This is a genomic window from Roseateles amylovorans (assembly GCF_025398155.2).
GTDB classification, from domain to species: domain Bacteria; phylum Pseudomonadota; class Gammaproteobacteria; order Burkholderiales; family Burkholderiaceae_C; genus Roseateles; species Roseateles amylovorans.
Map to the genome: position 1 here is coordinate 3,596,693 of NZ_CP104562.2, position 17,167 is coordinate 3,613,859.

The 17,167-nt window shown below is 67.9% G+C and carries 17 protein-coding genes; 10 read left to right on the plus strand and 7 right to left on the minus strand.

Translation table 11 applies throughout. The features are described 5' to 3' along the window. Positions 1 to 5 precede the first annotated feature (5 nt). Both N4261_RS14880 and N4261_RS14885 read right to left on the minus strand, forming a co-directional pair. Positions 6 to 1,274 carry a hypothetical protein gene (locus N4261_RS14880; RefSeq protein ID WP_261756079.1) on the minus strand — a complete coding sequence of 423 codons (1,269 nt, stop codon included), beginning with the start codon at positions 1,272 to 1,274 and terminating at the stop codon, positions 6 to 8. A gap of 104 nt (positions 1,275 to 1,378) precedes the next feature. After that, positions 1,379 to 2,518 (minus strand): porin, encoded by a 1,140-nt coding sequence (locus N4261_RS14885; RefSeq protein WP_261756080.1) that lies wholly within the window; start codon positions 2,516 to 2,518, stop codon positions 1,379 to 1,381. Positions 2,519 to 2,939: 421 nt separating this feature from the next. Between N4261_RS14885 and N4261_RS14890 the strand changes: the two genes are divergently transcribed. Then, positions 2,940 to 4,733 (plus strand): glycoside hydrolase family 15 protein, encoded by a 1,794-nt coding sequence (locus tag N4261_RS14890; RefSeq protein WP_261756081.1) that lies wholly within the window; start codon positions 2,940 to 2,942, stop codon positions 4,731 to 4,733. Between the two features lie 112 nt (positions 4,734 to 4,845). On the opposite strand, the gene N4261_RS14895 is transcribed toward N4261_RS14890, so the two are convergent. From N4261_RS14895 to N4261_RS14905, 3 genes are all read right to left on the minus strand, one after another. After that, entirely contained in the window at positions 4,846 to 5,868 is a 1,023-nt protein-coding gene (locus N4261_RS14895) for a zinc-dependent alcohol dehydrogenase (protein WP_261756082.1), read from the minus strand. A 137-nt stretch (positions 5,869 to 6,005) separates the two neighbouring features. Next, complete coding sequence (locus N4261_RS14900) at positions 6,006 to 6,182, minus strand: YgaP family membrane protein (RefSeq protein WP_261756083.1); 177 nt, start codon at positions 6,180 to 6,182, stop codon at positions 6,006 to 6,008. 160 nt (positions 6,183 to 6,342) lie between these two features. Then, entirely contained in the window at positions 6,343 to 6,990 is a 648-nt protein-coding gene (locus tag N4261_RS14905) for a TetR/AcrR family transcriptional regulator (RefSeq protein WP_261756084.1), read from the minus strand. A gap of 161 nt (positions 6,991 to 7,151) precedes the next feature. On the opposite strand from N4261_RS14905, the gene N4261_RS14910 reads away from it, so the two are divergent. The 9 genes from N4261_RS14910 (at position 7,152) to N4261_RS14950 (ending at position 15,350) form a co-directional block, all read left to right on the plus strand. Next, positions 7,152 to 8,522 (plus strand): NAD(P)/FAD-dependent oxidoreductase, encoded by a 1,371-nt coding sequence (locus tag N4261_RS14910; protein WP_261756085.1) that lies wholly within the window; start codon positions 7,152 to 7,154, stop codon positions 8,520 to 8,522. Positions 8,523 to 8,602: 80 nt separating this feature from the next. Next, positions 8,603 to 9,382, plus strand: a complete 780-nt coding sequence (locus N4261_RS14915; protein WP_261760714.1) for a DUF1365 domain-containing protein — start codon at positions 8,603 to 8,605, stop codon at positions 9,380 to 9,382. A gap of 2 nt (positions 9,383 to 9,384) precedes the next feature. Beyond that, positions 9,385 to 10,638, plus strand: a complete 1,254-nt coding sequence (locus N4261_RS14920; RefSeq protein WP_261760715.1) for an SAM-dependent methyltransferase — start codon at positions 9,385 to 9,387, stop codon at positions 10,636 to 10,638. Next, positions 10,635 to 11,321, plus strand: a complete 687-nt coding sequence (locus N4261_RS14925; protein WP_261756086.1) for a chalcone isomerase family protein — start codon at positions 10,635 to 10,637, stop codon at positions 11,319 to 11,321. Before N4261_RS14920 ends, N4261_RS14925 begins: the two co-directional genes overlap by 4 nt. Then, positions 11,318 to 12,733, plus strand: a complete 1,416-nt coding sequence (locus tag N4261_RS14930; protein WP_261756087.1) for an MFS transporter — start codon at positions 11,318 to 11,320, stop codon at positions 12,731 to 12,733. Before N4261_RS14925 ends, N4261_RS14930 begins: the two co-directional genes overlap by 4 nt. After that, positions 12,730 to 13,392 (plus strand): DUF3833 domain-containing protein, encoded by a 663-nt coding sequence (locus N4261_RS14935; protein WP_354005367.1) that lies wholly within the window; start codon positions 12,730 to 12,732, stop codon positions 13,390 to 13,392. Before N4261_RS14930 ends, N4261_RS14935 begins: the two co-directional genes overlap by 4 nt. A 42-nt stretch (positions 13,393 to 13,434) precedes the next feature. Then, positions 13,435 to 14,208: an SDR family NAD(P)-dependent oxidoreductase gene (locus N4261_RS14940; RefSeq protein WP_261756088.1), complete on the plus strand. Its 774-nt coding sequence runs from the start codon at positions 13,435 to 13,437 to the stop codon at positions 14,206 to 14,208. A gap of 35 nt (positions 14,209 to 14,243) precedes the next feature. After that, positions 14,244 to 14,696, plus strand: coding sequence for a nuclear transport factor 2 family protein (locus N4261_RS14945; protein ID WP_261756089.1), 453 nt, complete (start codon positions 14,244 to 14,246; stop codon positions 14,694 to 14,696). Positions 14,697 to 14,885: 189 nt separating this feature from the next. Then, a complete protein-coding gene (locus tag N4261_RS14950) occupies positions 14,886 to 15,350 on the plus strand; it encodes a hypothetical protein (RefSeq protein ID WP_261756090.1) in 465 nt (154 codons plus the stop codon). A gap of 86 nt (positions 15,351 to 15,436) precedes the next feature. Here N4261_RS14950 and N4261_RS14955 read toward each other — a convergent pair whose 3' ends face one another. Beyond that, positions 15,437 to 15,832, minus strand: coding sequence for a VOC family protein (locus N4261_RS14955; protein ID WP_261756091.1), 396 nt, complete (start codon positions 15,830 to 15,832; stop codon positions 15,437 to 15,439). 89 nt (positions 15,833 to 15,921) lie between these two features. After that, positions 15,922 to 17,124 (minus strand): cation:proton antiporter, encoded by a 1,203-nt coding sequence (locus N4261_RS14960; RefSeq protein WP_261756092.1) that lies wholly within the window; start codon positions 17,122 to 17,124, stop codon positions 15,922 to 15,924. Positions 17,125 to 17,167: the final 43 nt, after the last annotated feature.

The following is a 17,167-nucleotide window of genomic DNA, read 5'->3' on the forward strand; positions in this document are numbered from 1 at the left end:
CGACGCTATTGAGGATGACGCAGCCGCTGGACGGCCGGCAGCGTGCGGGGGGCCGTGCGCATCGGGGGACGATCAGATGCTTGCTCGCTGCGGGGGGATTCGCTGTCGTGCCAACGCAGTTCCTCCCAACTGCGCTGGTGCAGCCGTCTGGCCTGTTCGCCGACGCGCCGAGCCTGCGCCTCAGCGTCAAGCAGCGGCTCGGACTCCTCCTCGATCTCCACCACCATGTCACGCACGCAGGACCGTGCCTCTCGCCAGGCGCTGACCGCGTCAGAGACGGGCCCGAAGGACTCACGCAGGTCGGGCGGCATCAATCCCAGGCGATCCAGGCACCGGATCGCCATCGCCGCCCCCGGCTGATCCCGCACCAACGATCCCGGCCCCAACAGCCGTCCGTAGAAGATGCTGTGGTCATTTCCGGTTCCGCGACCGCTTTCCCGGCTGTGGCGGGACCCATGGCCGTCGCGATGGCCGAAGCGGCCGCTGCCACTGTCCTGGGGCGGCCTGATGCGCCATTCATGGCGATTGAGCAGGCACTGCACCACCTCGCGCTTGAACGGGGACTGCGGGGTGCGTTGGCGATCCATCGCCTCGAACAGATCACACATCGCCTGGGCGAGGTTGGGCTCATGCTGAACGGCGCCCGCCAAGCCCATCAGCAGCGGAGGGACCTGCGGGTGGGTGCTGAAGCAGGTGGCCCGCAGCACCGCGTCGGCATCCAGCTCATTCGCATCGAGCAACATGCAGATCAGCCGGACATGGTCCACCAGGATGTCCAGTTGCCGGCGCTCCTGCGGCATGGTTGCCTGGGCGCCACGGGGCAGCCAACCCGACATCACCTCGAGCAGCGGCGGTGACAGCATCAGCGCCACCTTGGGAATGTCCTTGGGCGCGGACAGCGCGATGTTGGCGGCAAGCCGCTCCAGCATACGCAGCGCAAACCGACCATCGCGCTGCGGGCATTGCGACAGCAGATCGCTGAGGTCCTGCCGGGCCTGGATCGGGGAGACGTCGATCAGCCCCCGGTAGACGGGTCGAGCGCCGCCCCGGGCGGGCGCATACGGATCATCCGACGGGTCGACGTAGCGGACATCACCAAACGAAATCGGTTGACCGGGTTCGGCGGACGGAATGCGAAGGGCCTCCTGGTAGGAGGGCGGCGCGACACAGTCACCGGAGGACGTGTCGGACACATCGTCCGAGCCCTCGTCCGAGGCGGGCGTGCCGAGGATGACATTGAGCGAATGAAGGTCGGGACTGGTACAACGGCGCATGGTGACAAGACGTGGCACCGGCGGTGCGCCGGTCCCGGCTAGTCGCACCCGCCTGCAGACAGTTCGACCACGGCGAACCCGTCCCGCGCCACCGACCCTCGGGCTCAGAAGCTGTGCTTCATCCCCACCGACAGCACGCTCGGATGCGAGCCCATCATCGCCCCTGGGCTGTTGATGGCGAAGTCATAACGGGCCGCCGCGTCATTGCGAATGCGGCTGACCCACGCAAACAGGCTGGTGCGCCGCGACAGCGCCTGATCCACACCCACCGTCAGTTGCACCGCGCCGGTCTGCGCGCCCCGTGCCAGCGGCCCCACCCGGGTGACCGCCCTGCCCTTGCCATCGCCCGCCACCGACAGTCCACCCATCACGCTGAGCCGTCCGATCTTGTGGACGGCGGACACATACAGCGCGTCCCGCCGCAACGGGCCGGTGGCGGTGCGGTAGTCCAGCCGCTCGATCAGGGCGGAGAGTCGGGTCGCACCGAGCTGGCCGCTCACACCAAGCTTCCAGGCGCGATCGGTGCTGTCGGCCGTCTGGAAGCGCCGATGCTGCTCATGGGCCCACACCGCGGTCAGGTCGCTCGCGGCATAGGTTAACGAGGACGACCACAGCGAAGGTCGCGCGCCGGTGACCGTCGACCGTTCCTCGCCCGGAGAGAACGCCAGGCGGCCTGACCAGCCGCCGGCGGTCGGCGTCCAGTACTGAAGCACGTTCTGCTGTCGACGGTCGAACGCGGTGCTGTCGGACAGGTTGTCGGCAATCGAAGCCGATCCATTGCCGATCAGGGCCATGTAGCCGGCGGTGGTCGGATAGAACGGATCGAAGCCGGAGGTCGCCGCGGTGTAGGGCAAGGTCCACACCCCGCCGAAGGCGGTGCCCCACGGGCCGGACAGGCCGAGGCGGGTGTCCCGGTTGGCCAGGCTGGTGCCGCCGCCCGTGTCCACCAGCACCGAGCCTTCGATCTGCCAGACCGCCGACCAGCCGTCGCCGAGCGACTCCTCCCCGCGAAAGCCCAGCACCGAGCGGTCGTTGCTGAGTCGGCTCAACGAACCGCGGCCGCCTCCGCCGACCTGTTCCAGTCCCAGGTTCAACCGGCCGTAGACCACCGGGCCTGCGCCCCCGCCGTTTGCGGCCTGGGCCACGGACCCCAACATCAACGCGGACACGGCGGCAACCGCCGGGCGGATGCCCAAGATGGGTAGACAACGGCGGGGACGATCGAGGAAGCGGCTGGGGGTCATGGGAAGCGATGTCGAGGCCCGTGGGCAGGCGAGAGTGAGCAAAGCGCGATGGCGCAGCAGTGGTGCAGTGCGATCGCGCGATGGCGTGCTGGATGATCCCGTCCGTCAGGCGACGGGCACAGCCCCGCTTCGCAGGCCTGTCTCCCGGCTGGACGACCGACGGCCTCCCCTCCCGACTGGGGGATCGCCGCTCAGGCATGCCACGTGCCTTCCGAGGCGGTCGTCCGCGCCGGTGTGGCCGGGCGACGGGTGGCGCTTCGCGCGCGAGGCGGTGTTCATTTCGACACAGCCTCCCACGCGGGATTACCCTAATCTCTTCAGGCAAGCGCGCATTCCGTCGGCCACAAGTCGGGCACCAGGCGGGGTGCAGCGCTTCCCTGCAACTCACCGTCGAACGATTCGATAGAAAGGGGACACAGGCATGGAAGCAGCCTCGCTGAAGCTGGGACTGATTGGCAACTGCGCGGTCAGCGCGCTGGTCGATGACCGCGCCCGGGTGGTCTGGGCCTGCGTGCCGCGGTTCGACGGCGACCCGATGTTCAACGCCCTGATCGACTCGCCCGAGGGCGTGGGCCTGGACGGCACCTTCCAGGTCGTGCTGGAGGACTTCTCCCACAGCGAGCAGTCTTACGACCATGGCACGGCGGTGCTGCGCACCCGGCTCTATGACACCCATGGCGATGCGATCGAGGTCACCGACTTCATGCCGCGCTTCTTTCTGCATGACCGCCCCTTCCGGCCGATGATGCTGGTGCGGCGCATCCGCCCGCTGCAGGGCCGGCCCCGCATCCGTGTGATCCTTCGCCCGGTCATGCAATGGGGCACTGAGAAGCCGGAACGCACCCGCGGCAGCAACCACATGCGCTTCGTCGGCCCGCGCTTCACCGTGCGGCTGACGACAAACGCGCCGCTGACCTTCGTCAGCAACGAAACGGCCTTCGCGCTGGACATGCCGATGAGCTTCGTCTTCGGCCCGGATGAAACCCTGGACCGTGGCGTCGAGGACGCTGCCCGCCTGCTGGAGGAACGCACCATCCACTATTGGCGGGACTGGACCCGCCGGCTGGCGATCCCGCTGGAGTATCAGGAAGCGGTGATCCGTGCGGCGATCACGCTGAAGATGTGCCTGTACGAGGAAACCGGCGCCATCGTCGCGGCGATGACCACCAGCATTCCCGAAGCGCCCGGCACCCAGCGGAACTGGGACTACCGCTACTGCTGGCTGCGGGATGCCTTCTTTGTCGTGCGGGCGCTCAACAGTCTGTCCGAGACCGGCACCATGGAGGACTACCTGCGCTGGCTGCGCAATGTGGTGGCCCAGTCCAAGGACGGCCATGTGCAGCCGCTCTACGGCATCGGGCTGGAGGACCAGTTGGTGGAGCGGATCATGCCGCACCTGCGCGGCTACCGGGGCATGGGACCGGTGCGGGCCGGCAACCAGGCCTACGAGCACTTCCAGCACGACGTCTACGGCAACATCGTGCTCGGCTCCGCCCAGGCCTTCTTCGACCACCGGCTGCATCAGCGCGCCGGCGTCGACGAGTTCGCGCTGCTGGAGCGTGCCGGCGAGCGCGCCTTCGCGATCCACGACCAGCCGGACGCCGGCATGTGGGAGCTGCGCACCCGGTCGCGGGTCCACACCTCGTCGGTGCTGATGAACTGGGCCGCCTGCGATCGCCTGGCCAAGATCGCCCAGGAACTGGCCCTGCCGGATCGCGCGCTGATCTGGCGCGAGCGGGCCGATCTCATCAAGCGCAAGATCCTGGACAACGCCTGGAGCGAGCACCGGCAGGCCTTCGTCGAGAGTTTCGGCGGCAAGGACCTGGACGCCAGCGTGCTGCTGATGGCGGAGGTCGGCTTCATCGATCCCAAGGATCCGCGCTTCGTCAGCACGGTGGAGGCCCTGGAGGCCAGCCTGTGCGACGGCCCCTACATGCGCCGTTATGAAGCGCCGGATGACTTCGGCCGGCCCGAGACCTCGTTCAACATCTGCGCCTTCTGGCGCATCGACGCCTTGGCCCGCATCGGCCGCACCGAACAGGCCCGCGAGCTGTTCGAGGCGCTGCTCGCTTCGCGCAACCATCTGGGCCTGCTGTCCGAGGACACCCATCCGGAGACCGGCGAGCTGTGGGGCAACTTCCCGCAGACCTATTCGATGGTCGGCATCATCAATGGCGCGATGCGCTTGTCCAAGGCCTGGGATACGCAGATCTGAGCCGGGGGGCCGACGGCGCGCCCCGCGCGAGGATCATGCGGCAGTCATGCGGCAGTTATGCGGGGATAGGCACCGGAGTTCCCCGGCAAGGGCCTCGTGAACCGGTGAGCGGTCAATCGAAATTCAGCACGGCGCGTCCGTCCACCCGCCCGTGCCGGAGGTCGTCAAAGATGTCGTTGATGGCTTCCAGGCGATGGGGGGTGGTGTTCGCATGCACCACGCCGTCGGCGGCGAACTGCAGGGCCTCATTCAAGTCCTGGCGGGTGCCCACGATGGAGCCGCGCACCGTCTTGGCATTGAGCACCACATCGAAGATGGGCAGCGCGAAGTCGCCCGGCGGCAGGCCCACCATCGACATCGTGCCCCGCTTGTGCAGCATGCCCAGGGACTGGGCGAAGGACTCGCGGGAGACGGCCGTCACCAGCGCCCCATGCACCCCGCGCATCTGCTTTTGCAGCAGCGCGACCGGGTCCTCCTGCGTGGCATCGATGCAGAGCTCGGCACCGAGTCGGGCGGCGAGGTCGAGCTTGGTCTTGTCGATGTCGACCGCCACCACATGAAACCCCATCGCCCGCGCGTACTGCACGGCCAGATGGCCCAGTCCACCCGCCCCCACCACGGCGACCCACTGGCCCGGACGCGCATCCAATCCCTTCAGACCCTTGTAGACAGTCAATCCCGCACACAGGATCGGTGCCAGTGATTCGAAGGCGCCACGTGCCGGCAGATGGCCGACATAGCCGGGATCGGCCAGCACATACTCGGCGAACCCGCCGTTGACGGTGTAGCCGGTCATCTGCTGCTCATCGCACAGGGTCTCCCAGCCGGTCAGGCAATGCTCGCAATGGCCGCATGCGGTGTAGAGCCACGGCACGCCGACCCGGTCGCCCTCACGGATGCCCTTCACGCCGGCGCCCACCGCCGCCACATGGCCCACGCCTTCGTGGCCAGGAATGAAAGGGAGCGGCGGCTTGACCGGCCAGTCGCCGTCCGCGGCATGCAGGTCGGTGTGGCAGACGCCGCAGGCGGCGACCTTGACCAGGATCCGACCGGGCAGGACCTCGGGAATCGGCACTTCCTCGAGACAGAGTGGCGCTCGGTAAGCGCGGACGACCGCAGCTTTCATGGTGCGCATGGCGGCTCCTTGCGACGTGAACGAAGGCCTGAATGAGGCTGGAATGAGGGCTGGAATGAAGGTCTGGAACCAGACCGGACGACGACGTCGTCAAGGGCGAAGCAATGTCGTGTGCAGAAGCGGACGACTGAAGGCGCTCACGCGCGGCGACTGAACAGGGTGTAGATCGGGCAATGGCCGGCCAGACCGGTCAGGAACGGCACCAGGCCGATGAAGCCCCAAGGACCGATGTAGCCGAACGCAGCCGCACCCGCCAAGGTCGCACCCACCATGACGCGAAGGATACGGTCCGTCATCCCGACGTTGTTTGCCATGCTGATCTCCTGTAGCCGGCCACTGGGGCTCGGGTAGGGTCAGACTAGCCGCCTACGACCAGCTTCGCATTGCTATCGATCAACATTCAGCAGGCGCGGGCCGAACCCGACGTCAGCAGGCCGACTGACAAGCCCAGGCGACCGAAGGCTGGCGACCGCCTCAAGCAGCCGCTCGGACCCTGCGCGCCTTCCCTTGTACCGGACCCGCCAGCCCGCTGAAGGTGGTCGAGGTGACCCATTCGATGATGGCTTCGTCGCTGTGCTGGCCGCCCGCCTTGAGCAGCGGCAGCACCGGATCGCAGGCCCGGGCGAACAAGGTGAACAGCACCAGCTCCGGCGGCAGCTCGGGGTTGATGTCGCCCTGCGCCTGGGATGCGGTGATCCATTCGCCGAGCAGATCGCTCAACTGCAGCAGCCGGTCCATGTAGCCGCGATGGGCCTTCAGGGTCGACACCAGCCGTGAGTTCTGGGCCGGCAGCGTGGGCATTTCGCCGGCCAGTTGCACCTGCAGCGTCCAGCGCACCACCGCGCGCAACTGGTCCACCGCAGACGCCTCGGGCGATTGCTGCCGACGGCCTTCCACCACCGCCAGAGTCCGGTCCAACACCCGCACCATGGCCGCCGCCGCGAGCTCTTCCTTCGACATGAAGTGCTTGTACAGGCTGGCTTTGGACAGGCCGGCCTCGGCCGCCACCTCATCCACCGTCATCAGGTCATAGCCCTTGCTGACGAGCAGGCGGTTCACGGCTTCGACGATCGCGTCCTCCCGGACGCGCAGTACCTGTTCTTTGAAAGGGACGCGGCTCATGCCCCAATCTTAGTGGATCAGACCCGTCAGTGCAAAATTTATACTTGACGGTTTAAATGTGAACTGACTAGTATTCACGCCATACCAACAAGTTCAACCCTTCCAGAAAGGCCCGCCGGGTCGGAAGATGGGTTCACTGCACCAGAGCACGAGAGGACGACATGGAGCGCATCGCAGTCATTGGGGCAGGCATTGCCGGTTTATCGGCGGCACGCACCCTGCACGCCGCCGGTGCGTCGGTCACCGTGTTCGAGGCACTGCCTCAGGCCGGCGGCCATGCCAACACCGTGTCGGTGACGTTGGACGGCATCCAGCATGGGGTCGACACCGGCTTCCTGGTCTTCAACGACCACACCTATCCGGGCTTGATCCAGTTGTTCAAGGACCTGGGCGTGGAAACCGCCACCTCGGACATGTCCTTCTCGGTGCAGCGCCGCCGCGCCGGTGAGTCGGCCGCGCAAGCGCTGGAGTGGGCCGGCAGCGACCTCAACGGCGTCTTCGCCCAGCGGCGCAATCTGCTGCGTCCAGGCTTCCTCGGCATGCTGGCGGACCTGCTGCGCTTCAACCGCCTGACCACCGCGCTGGCCGAGCGCGGCGATGACGCGGCGCTGCAGATCTCCACCGGCGAGTTCCTGGTGCAGCATCGCTTCGGTGCCGCCTTCCGCGATGACTACCTGCTGCCGATGGTCGCCTGCATCTGGTCCTGCCCGCCGGCGCAAATGCTGGACTTCCCGATCGCCACGCTGATCCGCTTCTGCCACAACCATGGCCTGCTGCGGATCACCCAACGGCCGCAATGGCGCACGGTGCGCGGCGGCTCGCGCCAGTATGTGAACCGGCTGATCGCCTCCCTGCCCGATGTGCGGCTGGGCACGCCGGTGCAGGCGGTGCGGCGTCTGCCCGGCGGTCCGCAGGTCGTGACCGCCAATGCCACCGCGCATTTCGACCAGGTGGTCTTCGCCTGTCATACCGACCAGACCCTGACCCTGCTCGGCGACGGCGCCAGCGCCGACGAACGGCGCTTGCTGGGTGCCATCCGCTATCAGCCCAATCGCGCCGTGCTGCACACCGATGCGCGGCTGCTGCCGACGCGCCAGCGCGCCTGGGCCGCGTGGAACTATGAATCGGCAGACGCCACGGCAGCCGCCCAGGCTGCGGCCGGCACCGGCGCCCACGCGGCGCGCCAAGACGCCGGCGATACCCGCACCGAGGGCGCCACCGTCTGCCTGCACTATCTGATCAACCGGCTGCAGCCGCTGCCTTGGACGCGTCCGGTGATCGTGTCGATGAATCCGCTGCGCGAGCCCGCGCCGGACACGGTGATCGACAGCTTCAGCTATGCCCATCCGGTGTTTGACCGCGCCGCCATCGAGTCCCAACGCGAGCTCCCGCAGTTGCAGGGCCAGCAGCGCAGCTGGTTCTGCGGCGCCTGGGCGCGTTATGGTTTCCATGAGGACGGCCTGCAGTCCGGTGTCCAGGCGGCGGAGGCCCTGCTGGCGCGTACCACCTGGCCGATGAAGGGCGCCGCATGAGCGACACCCGTGGCATCGCCGACCCGGCCGATCATTGCGACGGACACGTCGGCGCCACCTCGCCCATCGACACCGCCGGCATGGCATCGGCATCGGCGAACAGGGTGACCGCGTTGATCGGCACCGGACCGGTCTGGCACCGTCGACTCCGCCCGGCCGCGAACGAGTTCCGCTACGACGCCTATTTCCTGATGCTCCCGATGCGCCAGCTGCGCCGCTCGCCGGTGGCGGCGCTGAGCCGCAACCGCTTCGGTCTGATCAGCTTTCATGACCGCGATCACGGTCTCGGCGGCGACGATGCGCTGGCCTGGGTCGACGAGCTGCTGCGCGCCGAGGGCGTGCCCGCTGCGGAGACCGACGGCGAGATCTGGCTGCAGACCTTGCCCCGGGTGCTGGGTCACACCTTCAAGCCGGTGAGCTTCTGGTGGATCCATCGGCGCGACGGTCAACTCACCCATGTGGTCGCCGAGGTCAACAACACCTTCGGCGATCGGCATGCCTATCTGCTGAGCGGACCGGCGCTGGCGCGCGGCGAGGACGTCGTGGCGACCAAGGTCTTCCATGTGTCGCCCTTCTGCAAGGTCGACGGCCGGTATCGCTTCCGTTTCCACCGCAGCGCCGACCGCTGCCTGGTCCGCATCGATCACGACGACGCCGACGGCCCGCTGCTGCAGACCAGCCAGGGCGGCCGCCTCGTCCCGCTCACCGCCGCCAGCCGCCGCCGCGCCTTTTTCGGCCTGCCGCTGATGACGCTGGCGGTCGTTCTCCGTATTCATTGGCATGCGCTGCGGCTCTGGCTGCGGCGTGTACCGGTCCACCGGCGCCCGTCCGCGCCGGAGCAATTCGTCAGCCGATCATGAGCATGTCCGAACCGATGTCCCCGCTGTCCGCCCGTCCCGCCGCGACCACCCGCCGTGGTGCGCCCCTGGCCGCTCGACAGGTCATGCGCCTGCTCGGCGCCTTGACCGAGGGGGTGCTGGAACTCCGCACCCCTGATGGCCAGACCCATCGGCTGGGCACCGGCGCCCGCCGGGCCACGCTGCAGGTGCACGACTGGCGTGTCTTCTCCCGGGCGCTTCGGCGCGGCGACATCGGCTTTGCCGAGGACTTCATCGAAGGCCGCTGGGAGACCCCCGACCTCACCGCCCTGCTCTCACTGATGCTGGCCAACCGCGAGGCCCTGGAGCGCGTGGTCTACGGCGCCTGGTGGGGTCGTCTGACCGGACTGCTGCGCCACGCCCTGAACCGCAACACCCGGGCCGGCAGCGCGCGCAACATCCATGCTCATTACGACCTGGGCAATGCCTTCTACAGCCTGTGGCTGGACCCGACCATGAGCTACTCCAGCGCCTGGTTCGAAGGCAACCTGGAGGGCGACCTGGTTCAGGCGCAGCATGCCAAGATGCGGCGTGCGCTGGTCGAGGCGGGTGTGACCTCCGGCGACCGCCTGCTGGAGATCGGCTGCGGCTGGGGCGCGATGGCGGAGACCGCCGCACGCGATTTCGGCGCCTCGGTCACCGGCGTGACCTTGTCCCCGGCGCAACTCAGCTGGGCGCGGATGCGGGTGGATTGCGCCGACATGGCCGACCGCTGCGACCTGCGCCTGCAGGATTACCGCGACATCGCCAGCCAGCCCGGGCACCAGCCTTATGACGCGGTGGTCTCCATCGAGATGTTCGAAGCCGTGGGCCGCGAATACTGGGACGACTACTTCGCCACCCTGCGCCGCTGCCTGAAGCCCGGCGGCCGCGCCTGCATCCAGAGCATCACCATCCGCGACGACCTGTTCGACCGCTATGTGCGCTCGACCGACTTCATCCAGCAATACATCTTCCCGGGTGGCCTGCTGCCCAGCGTGTCGGTGTTCGAGACCCTGGCCCGGCGGCACGGCTTCGAGGTGGAGCGCCGCTTCGCCTTCGGTGCCGACTATGCGCAGACGCTGCGTCACTGGCGCGAGCGCTTCCTCGAGTGCCTGCCCGAAGTGGAACGCCAAGGCTTCGACGTGAAATTCCAGCGCACCTGGCTCTTCTACCTCGCGTACTGCGAAGCCGCGTTCGCGCTGGGCAACACCGATGTGGTGCAGTTCACCCTGCGTCGCGACGGAGCCGCCGCATGAAGTCGCTGGCGCCGCTGCTGCTGCTGCTGCTGGGCGCTGCAGCATGGGCCCATGCGCAAGCCCCGTCGTCGGCTGCGCCGCCAGTGACCTCGGCGCCCGCCACGGCCGGCATGACCGGCTCACCGGCGGCGGTGGCTGCCGCGCCCACCCCGCAGGCCACGGCCCGCAGTGCCGAAGGGGCGCCGGCCATGCCCGCGAACGTGCCCGCGGAAGTCGCGCAGGCCTGGCCATCGGCCCGGGTGGTGGGTCAAGGTCCGTTCCGGTATTTCGGCTTCAAGGTCTATGACACCCGCCTGTGGATGACCGCCGAGGGCGACCCGGCGAAATGGCTGCAGCAGCCCATGGCGCTGGAGCTGCGTTATGCCCGCACGCTCGAGGGCGCCGCGATTGCGGACCGGTCGCTGCAGGAGATGCGTCGACAAGGCGCCATCGCCGAGACCGATGCAGCGCGTTGGCTGGCCGCGATGCGCGCGGCTTTTCCGAATGTCGTGGAAGGCGATCGGCTGGTCGGTCTGAGCGACGGACGCGGCCTGGTGCGCTTCTTCCATAACGGCCGGCAGACCGCCTCGTTCGAGGACGCGGACTTTGCCCGGCGCTTCTTCGGCATCTGGCTGCTGCCCACCACGTCGGCCACCGGCCTGCGTGACGCTCTGCTCGGCCCCGCCGCGAAAGCGCGGCCGTGAACACCGCCGACGGCCTTCGCTACGGCGCGCTGGGACTGCCGCTGGCATTTCTCGCCTTGCCGATGACCATCGCGCTGCCGCAGCACTATGCGCAGCATCATGGGGTGTCGCTGGCCACACTGGGCGCGGTCCTGTTGATCGCGCGTCTGCTGGACACGGTGATGGACCCGTGGATCGGACAGCGCGTGGACCAGGGACTGGCCGGTCCCCGGCGCCGACTCCTGATCGTGGCGCTGGTGGCGGCGATTGCCATCGGCGGCGGTTTCGGCGCCCTCTTCTTCGCGCCGTTCGGTAACTTCGGACCGCAGACATTGGCGGCCTCGCCAGTGCCGTCTGACACATCGACTGCGGCCACCTCGGCAACCGCGGCCACCGCAGCCCTGGCCGCCACGTCGTCGTCTGCCGTGGTGCCGGTCATCGCCTCGGCCAGCGCCACCGGCACACCGCTCGCGCTGTGGCTGTGGCTCGGACTGAATTTGGTGCTGGTCTACATCGGCTACAGCACGCTGTCGGTGCTACATCAGGCATGGGGCACACGGCTGGGCGGTGATGAATCGCAGCGCACCCGCGTGGCCGCGTGGCGGGAAGGTTTCGGACTCGGCGGGCTGCTGCTGGCCGGCGTGCTGCCCGCGCTGCTTGGCTTCGGCGTCGCCACCACCGTGCTGGCCGTGAGCCTGGCACTGGGGCTGGCGCTGCTGTGGCGGGTGCCCTTCCCTGCGGCGTCTGGCACCGAAGCCCATGGCTCGGACGGTTCGGCCGCGGCGCAAGCCGGTTCCTGGCGAACCCCGTGGCGTCATGGTCGCTTCCGGGCACTGTTGGCGGTCTACATGTTCAACGGCATCGGCAATGCGGTGGCGGCCACGCTGCTGGCCTTCTTCGTGCAGGACCGGCTGCAGGCTGTGGACGGGATGCCGTTGTTTCTGGGCGGCTACTGCCTGGCGGCGGTGGTGTCGCTGCCGCTGTGGATGCGGGTGATCCAGCGCGTCGGACTGGTGCGGGCCTGGGCGGGCGGCATGCTGGCCTCGGTGGCCGCCTTCGGCGCGGCACTTGCCCTGGGAACGGGCGACCGCACCGGCTTCCTGTTGATCTGTCTGGCCACCGGTGCGGCGCTCGGGGCGGATCTGGCGGCCCCCACCGCGCTGCTCACCGGCTTGCTGCAACGCGAGGGACGCACCTCGCAGGCGGCAACCTATGCCGGCTGGTGGACCGCTGCCACCAAACTGAATCTTGGACTGGCGGCGGGGCTCGCGCTTCCGCTGCTGGCCGCCGCCGGCTATGCGCCAGGTCGACGCGACGACGACGCGCTTCAGGCGCTGAGCCTCGCCTATGTCCTGGTTCCCTGTCTGCTCAAGCTCCTGGCCGTGGCCGCCCTGGCGACCTGGCGGAGCGAACTGGTGAAGGAAGCCTCATGAACGCACGTCATCCCCACAACCCGACCGACCGCCCCCCTGTCGGCGGACCTGAATCGCCCCGGGGCGGACGGCCGCAGGCCGCGCCCCTGGCGTCGCGGCGGCGCTTCGGCGGCGGCCTGCTGGCGCTCGGTGCGGCCGGACTGGGCATGCCGCTGCTCAGCGGCTGCGCGGGGGCGGACCTGACCGACTTTTCCGGGCAGAAGCCGACCTTCGATTTCCGCCGCTATTTCGATGGCCGGCTGGTCGCCCACGGCATGGTGCTCAATCGTTCGGGCAAGGTGCTGCGCCGCATGGTGGTGACGATGGACTGCAGCTGGACCGACGGACCCGAGACCACCGGCGTGCTGGACGAGTCCTTCGTCTACGACGACGGCGAGCGCCAGCAACGCAAGTGGCGGGTGCGCCGCGAGGCCAACGGCCGCTACACCGGCACCGCCGATGACGTGGTCGGAACGGCCACCGGCGCCGCCACTGGCCCGGCCTTCAACTGGCGCTACACGCTGAAGGTGCCGGTGGGCGACTCAGTCTACGACCTGGATTTCGACGACTGGATGGTCCTCATCGACGACGACACGCTGCTCAACAAGGCGGTGATGAGCAAGCTGGGGGTGCGCGTCGGCGAGGTGCTGCTGTCCTTCCGGCATGTCGACCGTGTTTGATCGCAGCCTTCTCTTTTCTGTTCACCCTGGACACCCCACCCCATGAGCGCCAATCCCCCCATCACCGACTGGACCGGCAAAGTGGTCTGGATCGTGGGCGCCTCGTCCGGCATCGGCCGGGCGACTGCGGCGCAACTGCATGCGCGAGGCGCGCAGGTGGTGGTGTCCGCGCGTCAGGCCGCCGCGCTGCATCAGTTCGTTCGCGAGCATCCCGGCAGCATGGCCCTGCCTCTGGACGTCAGCGATCCCGAGGCCCTGCCCCAAGGTCTGCGGCAGATCCTGGCGCAGTACGGCGGCATTGACCTGGCGATGTACTGCGCCGGTGTCTATCAGCCGATGCGTGCCACCCACTTCAGCACCGCGGTGATGCGTCAGCACATCGAGGTCAACCTGATGGGCGCGGTCAGCCTGCTGGAAGTGCTGCTGCCGGTCCTGCTGAGCCAAGGGCGCGGCCATGTGAGCCTGGTGGCCAGCGTGGCCGGCTATCGCGGCCTGCCTCAGGCGCTCGCCTACGGGCCGAGCAAGGCGGCGATGCAGTACCTGGCCGAGACGCTGTTCCTGGATCTGCGCCCCGCGGGGATCGGTGTCTCGGTGGTCAACCCGGGCTTTGTGGACACACCGCTCACGGCCGGCAACCCCTTCCCGATGCCGGCCTTGCTGACCCCGGACAAGGCGGCCGATCACATTCTGACCGGCTGGGCGAAGGGACGTTACGACATCCATTTCCCCTGGCGCTTCAGCCTGTGGCTGAAGCTGCTGCGGCTGCTGCCGCACGGGCTGTATGTCCGCGCGGTGCATCGGGCGACCGGGCTGTGAACGCCCGGGCATGGCCAATGAGTGAAGATCGCAGGATGAGCACCCAATCCGCCCGCATTTGCGACGACGACCGACTGACCCGCGCGATCCGCGTCTATGAACAGTTGAGCCCGACCACCCTGGACGCGCTGGAGTCCTTGTTCGCTCCGGACGCCCATTTCATCGACCCGTTCAATGACGTGATCGGTCGGGCGACGATCCGCAAGATCTTCGAGCACATGTACGCCACCCTGGACCAGCCGCGCTTCGATGTGCTGGAAGGCGCCATCCAAGGCTGCAATGGGTTCCTGCTCTGGGACCTGCACTTCCGCAGCCGGGGACAGACGCACCGCATCCACGGCATGAGCCGGCTGGTGTTCGACGACCAGGGACGCATCACGCTGCACCACGACCACTGGGATCCGGCCCGTCAACTGTACGAAGGGGTGCCGGTGCTGGGCGCGCTGATGCGGATGATCCGGCGGCGGCTGTCGGCGACCGGCTCCTGACCGGCCTGAGCGAGCACCCGCCGCCGATTCAGACGGTCAGACCGCAGACGTCGGCACGTGTCAGCGAGTTTGCCCTGCTGACAAGTCATGGCAGCACCCCCTAGCTTGCCGACGAGCTGCCTTGTCGCACTGTATGTCCATCCAGTATTCTTGCTCTCCATACACAGCAAGAAGCTCAGAGAGGACCCCATGCGACGTTATGAAGTCATCCTGGACCGGGTCATGGTCCCGTATCACGAACGGGATCTGGCCCGCACCATCGCCATGCAGGTGCTGGACGCCCGTCTGGGCGGACCGCAAGGCGTGGTGGATGCGCATGCGGCCTGCATCGCGATCACCGGCGGCGATCCGCGCTGGCCGATTCCGGACACGGCCTCCCGCAGCGACTGCGCAGCCGTCAAACGCTGGCGTCGCGCCACCGAAGCGGCCTTGGACGCCATCGAACGCGGCTTCGCCCAGATCTTCAACGGCCTGACCGCCGAGGAAATCGAGCTCGCCCGCGCCGATGAGCACCTCACCATCGTGCCGCTGGGTGATGACGGCGCCACCACCTCGCGCCTGCTGGACGACGCCCGGATCGGCCTACCTTGGACCGCCACCGCCGCCGTGCTCATGGCCACCGTGTCCAACGTGGCCCTGAGCGCACCGCGCTGAAGACTGAGCCCGGCGGTCAGCGGTCAGCGGTCAGCGGTCAGCCATCAGCCATCAGCCATCAGCCATCAGCCATCAGCCATCAGCCATCAACCGGCCAGTTCCGAGATCTCGATCAGGTTGAGGTCGGGATCCCGCACATAGACCGACCGGATCTTTCCTGTGGCCCCCGTGCGCATGACAGGGCCTTCAACGATCGGTACCTGCGCCGTCGCCAGGCGTTCGATGACTTGATCCAGCGGGATGGCGGCGATGAAGCACAGGTCCAAAGCACCCGGCACCGGCGTGTTCGCCTTGGGTTCAAACTCCCGGCCCTTCACATGCAGATTGATCTTCTGCTGGCCGAACTTGAACGCCTGCCGGGTGACAGGCGGTGTCCCGCCCACGAAGCGCTCCAGCTGCATGCCGAGCACCTCGGTATAGAAACGGATGCAGCCCGCCTCATCGGCGGTGGTCAGAACCAGATGGTCGAGATGATCAATCAAGGCGAGCTCCTGATGTGGTGATGCCGTGGTGCCGTGGTGCCGTGGTGCCGTGGTGCCGTGGTGCCGTGGCGATTGTCAGGTGCGCCAGCTCAACTGGCGCGAAACACCAATTCCCGAATCTTCGCCAGCCTCGGCGCCACCATCGGCACGGTCAGCATGGTGGAGCCCACGGCCATCAACAAGAGCGCGGTGAAGGTCTCGTTGGAGATGATCTGTTTGTCCAGCAGCACATTGGCGAAGATGATCATGATCAGCGCCTTGGTCTGCAGCAGCCAGCCGATGATGCCGGCCTCGCCCGGCTGCCAACGCAGCAGACGTCCTGCGATGTGCACGCCCAGCAGCTTGCCGCTGATCGACGCCACCAACAGCAGCGCCGCCGCCACGAACACCATCCCGCCTTCCAGTCCCCACTGGGTGCGCAGACCGGTGCTGAGGAAGAAGACCGGCATCACCACCAGCAGCACATGGTGGCGCAGAGCGTCCATCTGGCGCTGGTCGAACCAGTCGGCGTCCATGACGACCCCCGCCAGGAAGGCGCCCACCATGTAATGCAGGCCGGACCAGTCCGCACCGAAGGCACACACGGCCAGCCAGATCAGGCCGACATACCAGCGGTCGCGCTCGGGGATGGCGCGCATCAGGCGCCGGAACAGCACCGTGGCCAGCGCAAAGCCGCTCAGGAACAGCGCCTGCTTGCCCACCCGTGACCAGTCCATCAGGATCACCGCCAGGACGCCCCAGATGGCGATGTCATCCAGGCTGGCGTAGCGCAGGATCCGCTGTCCGATGGGCTGGCGCAGGATTTCCAGTTTTTCCAGGAACAGGATGAGGATGGGCAGCGCCGTCACCGCGCAGGACATGCCCACGCCGACGATGAACTGCCAGGTCTGCGCCTTCGCCCCCATCCATTGGCTTCCCAGGCCCAGCATCGCCACGGCGGCCACGGCGCCCAAGGCCATCGGCACGCCCAGCGCGAGGCCAGCGGTGATCCCGCTCTCGACCCGGTGGACCCAGGCTTTCTTGAGGTCCAGCTCGATGCCGGCGATCCAGACAAACAGCATCACCGCCCACCAGGCCACCCCGTTGAGCGACTGCACCACCGGCGCGCTGAAGACGAACTGGTAGTACTCGGGGAAGGCGCGCCCCAGCACGCCCGGCCCGAGCAGGATGCCGGTGATGATCTGCACCACGACCAGCGGCGCGGCATAGTCGATGCCGCCCAACCGCCACACCAGGTAGGGGACGGTGAAGATGATCGCCATGGCGATCAGGAAGATCTCGGTCGTGGTCAAGTGGTGTCCCCTGCGCTGGCCCTGTTGCAACGGGCTCTGAGGG

What these genes read in the sequence shown, in the direction of transcription:
- N4261_RS14880 (WP_261756079.1), bottom strand. Translation starts at nt 1,274, where the DNA reads ATGCGCCGTTGTACCAGTCCCGACCTTCATTCGCTCAATGTCATCCTC.
- N4261_RS14885 (WP_261756080.1), bottom strand. Translation starts at nt 2,518, where the DNA reads ATGACCCCCAGCCGCTTCCTCGATCGTCCCCGCCGTTGTCTACCCATC.
- N4261_RS14890 (WP_261756081.1), top strand. Translation starts at nt 2,940, where the DNA reads ATGGAAGCAGCCTCGCTGAAGCTGGGACTGATTGGCAACTGCGCGGTC.
- N4261_RS14895 (WP_261756082.1), bottom strand. Translation starts at nt 5,868, where the DNA reads ATGCGCACCATGAAAGCTGCGGTCGTCCGCGCTTACCGAGCGCCACTC.
- N4261_RS14900 (WP_261756083.1), bottom strand. Translation starts at nt 6,182, where the DNA reads ATGGCAAACAACGTCGGGATGACGGACCGTATCCTTCGCGTCATGGTG.
- N4261_RS14905 (WP_261756084.1), bottom strand. Translation starts at nt 6,990, where the DNA reads ATGAGCCGCGTCCCTTTCAAAGAACAGGTACTGCGCGTCCGGGAGGAC.
- N4261_RS14910 (WP_261756085.1), top strand. Translation starts at nt 7,152, where the DNA reads ATGGAGCGCATCGCAGTCATTGGGGCAGGCATTGCCGGTTTATCGGCG.
- N4261_RS14915 (WP_261760714.1), top strand. Translation starts at nt 8,603, where the DNA reads ATGGCATCGGCATCGGCGAACAGGGTGACCGCGTTGATCGGCACCGGA.
- N4261_RS14920 (WP_261760715.1), top strand. Translation starts at nt 9,385, where the DNA reads ATGTCCGAACCGATGTCCCCGCTGTCCGCCCGTCCCGCCGCGACCACC.
- N4261_RS14925 (WP_261756086.1), top strand. Translation starts at nt 10,635, where the DNA reads ATGAAGTCGCTGGCGCCGCTGCTGCTGCTGCTGCTGGGCGCTGCAGCA.
- N4261_RS14935 (WP_354005367.1), top strand. Translation starts at nt 12,730, where the DNA reads ATGAACGCACGTCATCCCCACAACCCGACCGACCGCCCCCCTGTCGGC.
- N4261_RS14940 (WP_261756088.1), top strand. Translation starts at nt 13,435, where the DNA reads ATGAGCGCCAATCCCCCCATCACCGACTGGACCGGCAAAGTGGTCTGG.
- N4261_RS14945 (WP_261756089.1), top strand. Translation starts at nt 14,244, where the DNA reads ATGAGCACCCAATCCGCCCGCATTTGCGACGACGACCGACTGACCCGC.
- N4261_RS14950 (WP_261756090.1), top strand. Translation starts at nt 14,886, where the DNA reads ATGCGACGTTATGAAGTCATCCTGGACCGGGTCATGGTCCCGTATCAC.